We start from the raw sequence: 5,274 nt of genomic DNA on the forward strand, positions 1-5,274 counted from the left end.
CAATTAAAAATTTACAACTATGACAAAGATTAAATCACTTTTGCTCGGACTTCTTATTCTGACTGTCGGAGTAACAGCTTACGGCCAAACAAATAGGTTTGACCTAGGCGTTGAGGGCAGCCCGAGTGTAACATTCCTACGTGGAAACGACTTTATTGATGATAACCATGAATCGGCAATTGGATTTTCTGGTGGGCTTTTTTTTCAGTACAATTTGAAAAAAGGTTGTTTCACTGCGGACAAATGTCGCCTTTGAAAGAAAGGGTTCTGTATTGACTTCACAGACAACCGACATCAATGGAAATCCTTTGGGAGAAATTACTGTAAACACTAATTTTAACTACTTGACTTTACCCATTCTTCTTCGGGCGACATTTGGAAAGAAATTTCATTACTTTATAAATGCTGGACCCTACTTTGGCTATTTAATCAAACAAAACTTTGTAAGTCAAGGGGATAATTTTCCCGTTACCACAAGTGACAACACCTCACTTATTAAACGTTTTGACACTGGCATTTCAACAGGACTTGGTCTTTCTGTTCCTATAAAAACAGCGTTTGCATTTTCATTTGAAGTGAGAAACAACCTTGGGCTTTATAACGTTAGCGCTGTGCCAGTTGCAAATATGGGAACTATTAAAACAAATTCAACAAACTTACTCTTAGGTTTCACTTACAAACTTGGGCAACGGACTTCAGATACAAAGTAACCTTGGGGCCTTCGACCGCCATCGGCATTGGGCCGCCCATGCGATCAGATTTCACCACACTGGAGTGATTTTTTGACCGGATTTTTCTTTTCAAGGGGTTACCACGTCCGGGAAAGAGCCTTATCTTGCCCTCGGTCTTATCGATTCAAGAAATAGACCGGCTCCTACGCGCCAGCGAAAACCTTAAGCACTTGACCATCCTCTACACCCTTTACAGTTCCGGATTGCGCTTGGCCGAGTTGTTGGCCCTGCGGCTTACGGACGTACATTGGGATAGAAACCAACTGCTGGTACGGGAGGGTAAAGGTCGAAAAGACCGGATAGTGATGCTGAGCCAACAGCTCAAAGCCATGCTGCAACAGTATTTTGAGGCTTACCAACCCAAAGGCTGGCTGTTTAATGGCCAGGACGGAGAAAGCCTCTATTCTCCCCGCAGCGTGCAGGCCGTGGTGCGGGCCTGCGCCCGGCGTGCGGGCATCCACCTTAAGGTGACGCCACACACCTTGCACCACAGTTTTGCCACCCACTTACTCGAACGCGGTACCGACGTGCGCTACATCCAAGAGCTGCTCGGCCACAAAGACATCAAGACCACCCTGCTCTACACCCACGTATCGGATCAGCACCTGCGCAGCATCTTCAGTCCCCTGGATGACCTCCTGGGTGGCGAAAAGCGCAAGTGAGATACAGGATTGTTGCGGGTATAGGGTAGTTCATCGAAACAACAGAAAACACTAGCTTGAACTTGATTGTATATTCTTAAGTTGATCGATGTGATACTAAAGTTTGATTTTGTAATAAAAAATAGGATGGATAAAGTAACATTAATTCTGGACGATTTCATAAAGCCAATTGAAAGGCTTCATTCTAAGGATTGTAAAATTAATAAATACAATCTCTATTACGATGAAACTAATAACTTTAGAAAATTTTGGATTAAGAATGGTAGACTTAATGAAGAAAAATATAATACCTTTGTGCTAGGAGGCGTGGGTTTTGATGGTGACGATAACAATCCTAATCTGTTCGATAAAATTGATTTAAAGCCTGGAGAAATTAAATTCAAGACTTTAGCGAAAGGCAACTTTCAAGATATTTTAAAAAGCAGTAGGCTTAACATTTTTTTGGATTCATTAGTTAATTCAAATTATTTTGTACATTTTTCGGCTGTTGACGTAATGTATTATTCCTTAGTGGATATAGTTGACTCTTTAATATTTCAGGGCGAAGTGAGTGGGAGGTATACGCCATATGTTTTTGAGTTGAAATCATTTTTTTATGAATGCCTAATGGAGCATAGAAGTCGACTACATGGAATTTTAGTTAAATACGGTTATCCAGATATAAATTTAGAAAAATCTAGACCTTGCCTTAGGGAAATACAAGCCCTTATTAAGAACGACGGTAGCCTAATGTCTCAAATCATTCATTCGCTTATCGAGATGGCGATTCGCGAAGAGTCATTTACGTTATTGCAGGATGAGGATGAAAACATTTTGCTTTCAGATTTTCATCAATTCTATTTAGGAGTCATTTATAATAATATTGAGTCAGTGCATTGTATGGATGAAGAAGCGACTATACAATCCATTTTAGATGAATATGAGCTCGTTTATAACGGCAACATATTGACTAAAGTCCATTTCTTGAACTCCTTGGCGGACCGTAGAATTCAGTACAGTGACATCTGGGTTGGGGTAATGTCACGATACTTTGACTTTGTAAAAATGCATGATATTCCTGAAATGGAAGCTATTTTTGCTGGGTTTAATAAGTTTCAGAAACAGGCGTTTAATAATATTAATACTATAATTAATCGGTCACATGAAAAAGACAAATTTCTTCTTCATCAGGTTATTCCTACATATATACTAAGGAGGCGAGATTGGATGCTAGAAGCTAGATTGAAATAAATTCATATCACATTGCGCTTAAGTATGTATTCCTGTCGAAGAGGGCAGTGTGTCCGAATATCGTAATGGGTAATTTATTAGGCATAATAATTAATTATGATTGACGAAACTATCATTGAGACGATAGCAAGAAATGAAATAGGGAAAGTGACAATTCAATTGTGGAAATTTCCTTATGAGTTTAATAATAAACGCAGGGAAACATTAAATACGCCTAAGTCGTATGGTACAGGGGTGTTGTTAAAAAGAGGAGACTTTAGGTTTTTGATAACGGCAAAACACGTTTGTGATGGTATTGATGGAAATAATTTACTTTATTTTCAAAATTCGAATGATTCATTCTTGTCCATTTCTGGGGATGTCCTTCTGTTAGATGATGATCAGGACAAAAGGATTGATCTTGCTGTAATTAAACTGAGTGATAGGACCGTGCGTGAGATCGATATGATTCAGAATAAGTGGTTTTTGTCGGAGAATAAACTAAAACCAGGAATTCAATTTAGCGGGGGGGAATTACTATTAGCGGTTGGATTTCCACAACTTAGTACGAAAGTTGACAAGAAAAGCATGTCTATCACGTCTGTCGGAAATATTTGGGTGAGTAAGGCAGCTATCTCTTTACATTACGATGAGTACTCAATGGATAAGGATTTCGTTATAGGATTTGATTACCACGGAAAAGCAACATCCCTAGTAACACATGAAAAGTTAAAAAAAATTGATCCAGAAGGTATAAGTGGGGGGGGGCTTGTGGGTAATTAGGGAAGAAAAATTTATGGGAGATAAAAAGATTGAATTTGGTCTGGTAGGGATTCTAACTGAGTACAGGAAAGGGAAATATCATGTTTTGTGGGCCAATAGAATTGAAATATTGGCCCAATCTCTATACAGGGATTTTTTTCAATGATGAATAATGGCACCTGGCAAAGGCTATGATGTCAATGCTTCGTAAACTTCGGCACTGCACACTATCGGGTCCGGCAAAGGACAATAAATACCTACTTGGCGAAGTCATTGCTTATAAGTGGACGGGTGATGAATTCGTCAAGTCGGAGCCCTATTTTGAGGAGTGAAACTATAAACTGCTGAAATGAATATCCGTAAGATGGAACGCTTCGTTGAAGTTTTTCCTGCTGTACTACAATCACCTTGCGATGTGAAAACAAAAATCTAAGAATAACCCCCCATGCTAAACAACCTCAACCAAAAAATCCCCCCCACCTACCTAGAAATTGACCGGGCAACCAAAGAAAGCGGTTTTACAATGGCTTCCGATATCCTGACTTGCTCTTTGCTAAAAACCCTGGCCGCTGCAAAACCCGCGGGCAAATTCCTTGAACTGGGCACAGGAACAGGGCTATCGACAGCTTGGATACTGGAGGGGATGGACAAGCATTCCACCTTGATTTCATTCGACCACGACGAGAAGTTTTTAAGCATTGCTCAACAGTATTTAGGGCAAGACGAGCGGTTGGCATTGGTCCTTTCGGATGGAGAGGATTGGGTGAAAAACAACTTGGGGCAGAAGTTCGACTACATTTTTGCGGACACCTGGCACGGAAAGTACCTGCTTTTGGACGAAGTGCTAGCAATGCTGAACCCTGGCGGCCTATACATCGTAGACGACATGCTGCCACAATCCAACTGGCCCGAAGGACATGAAGAAAAAGCAATCAATTTTGTAAAATACCTGGAAAGCAGAAGAGACTTGACATTGACAAAACAGAATTGGGCGACGGGGATAATAATTGCGGTGAAAAAGTGAGCAAGTGCAGCACTAGCCTACATAGCTTAGCGGCCAGCAGGAGTTTGCAACTTCGAGCACAGAAAAGCCGTAAGTTTGCGACTTAACTGATTGTCGCAACTTCCAAATGCAGCATCAGATAATTGATAACCCTTGGCAACAAAAAAGACAAATGTACAAACTAGTTTTCCGCATAATATTGTTATCCATTTCTGAATGGATGTCAAAATTATTTGGCCAGAGTAGTCCAAGGCCGAAATCTATTTTGGAACAAGAACTGGAAAAGCGAGACCCAACCAAACCCATAAAATTCGGGCATAAGTGTATCTGGGCGGCAGTTAAAACGGAAGACACGAACAGTCTTTTGAAAGCTTTACGATTGGAGAAACAGCGGAAGGCAAATTGGGTGGAAGGGAAATTGCAAGCAAGAAACGGGGAAATTTTTGTTCTGCCACCAATTGAAGGTTGGATTTTAATTTTAGGTTGGGGTTTGCCAGAACCTGGTTATATGGAGGGACGTGAAAGAGCACAAAGATTTTTAAATGGATTGAGCCAAAAATTTGGTGAAGCGCAGATGTTTGGCAACTTTCGAGGGAGCGGATCGGCCTTCTGGATGAAATCTGTAGATGGCAACACGGAAAGATTATACTACATAGGAGATGGCAACAGCTTTATTGAAGGAGAGCCAACCAGCGTTGAAATGAAATGGGATTTGATTGATACCAATAGTAAAGATGCCGAGCAAGAAGAGTATTGGGAAAAGATGCTTTACCCCGATGCAGAACACGTGCTTGAAGTAGCCAAAGCATGGAGTTTAAACCCAATGGAATTAGAGGAAAAGGAAAATGTCGGGGAATATGGCTATCTCGGACGATTAAAATTAAAATAAATTAAGGGGAGCCAAGGT

General features: G+C 40.7%; 7 protein-coding genes. All 7 read left to right on the forward strand.

Annotated features, from left to right (window positions below; all coding sequences use genetic code 11):
- Nucleotides 1-19 precede the first annotated feature (19 nt).
- The 7 genes from H9S92_RS13520 to H9S92_RS13550 all read left to right on the forward strand — a co-directional run bounded on the left by H9S92_RS13520 (nucleotide 20) and on the right by H9S92_RS13550 (nucleotide 5,256).
- Complete coding sequence (locus tag H9S92_RS13520; RefSeq protein ID WP_187466914.1) at nucleotides 20-256, forward strand: hypothetical protein; 237 nt, start codon at nucleotides 20-22, stop codon at nucleotides 254-256.
- 16 nt (nucleotides 257-272) lie between these two features.
- A complete protein-coding gene (locus H9S92_RS13525; RefSeq protein ID WP_246463820.1) occupies nucleotides 273-710 on the forward strand; it encodes an outer membrane beta-barrel protein in 438 nt (145 codons plus the stop codon).
- Between the two features lie 125 nt (nucleotides 711-835).
- Nucleotides 836-1,393 carry a tyrosine-type recombinase/integrase gene (locus H9S92_RS13530; protein ID WP_222936105.1) on the forward strand — a complete coding sequence of 186 codons (558 nt, stop codon included), beginning with the start codon at nucleotides 836-838 and terminating at the stop codon, nucleotides 1,391-1,393.
- A 126-nt stretch (nucleotides 1,394-1,519) separates the two neighbouring features.
- A complete protein-coding gene (locus tag H9S92_RS13535) occupies nucleotides 1,520-2,623 on the forward strand; it encodes a hypothetical protein (RefSeq protein WP_187467245.1) in 1,104 nt (367 codons plus the stop codon).
- A 96-nt stretch (nucleotides 2,624-2,719) separates the two neighbouring features.
- On the forward strand, nucleotides 2,720-3,385 hold the full coding sequence (locus tag H9S92_RS13540) for a hypothetical protein (protein WP_187467246.1): 666 nt from the start codon (nucleotides 2,720-2,722) through the stop codon (nucleotides 3,383-3,385).
- Between the two features lie 424 nt (nucleotides 3,386-3,809).
- Nucleotides 3,810-4,388 carry an O-methyltransferase gene (locus tag H9S92_RS13545; protein WP_187467247.1) on the forward strand — a complete coding sequence of 193 codons (579 nt, stop codon included), beginning with the start codon at nucleotides 3,810-3,812 and terminating at the stop codon, nucleotides 4,386-4,388.
- A gap of 106 nt (nucleotides 4,389-4,494) precedes the next feature.
- Nucleotides 4,495-5,256: a hypothetical protein gene (locus H9S92_RS13550; protein ID WP_187466173.1), complete on the forward strand. Its 762-nt coding sequence runs from the start codon at nucleotides 4,495-4,497 to the stop codon at nucleotides 5,254-5,256.
- The last annotated feature ends 18 nt before the right edge of the window (nucleotides 5,257-5,274 follow it).

This window comes from Neolewinella lacunae (genome assembly GCF_014349155.1).
GTDB lineage: Bacteria > Bacteroidota > Bacteroidia > Chitinophagales > Saprospiraceae > Neolewinella > Neolewinella lacunae.

What these genes read in the sequence shown, in the direction of transcription:
- H9S92_RS13535 (WP_187467245.1), top strand. Translation starts at nt 1,520, where the DNA reads ATGGATAAAGTAACATTAATTCTGGACGATTTCATAAAGCCAATTGAA.
- H9S92_RS13550 (WP_187466173.1), top strand. Translation starts at nt 4,495, where the DNA reads ATGCAGCATCAGATAATTGATAACCCTTGGCAACAAAAAAGACAAATG.
- H9S92_RS13545 (WP_187467247.1), top strand. Translation starts at nt 3,810, where the DNA reads ATGCTAAACAACCTCAACCAAAAAATCCCCCCCACCTACCTAGAAATT.
- H9S92_RS13540 (WP_187467246.1), top strand. Translation starts at nt 2,720, where the DNA reads ATGATTGACGAAACTATCATTGAGACGATAGCAAGAAATGAAATAGGG.
- H9S92_RS13520 (WP_187466914.1), top strand. Translation starts at nt 20, where the DNA reads ATGACAAAGATTAAATCACTTTTGCTCGGACTTCTTATTCTGACTGTC.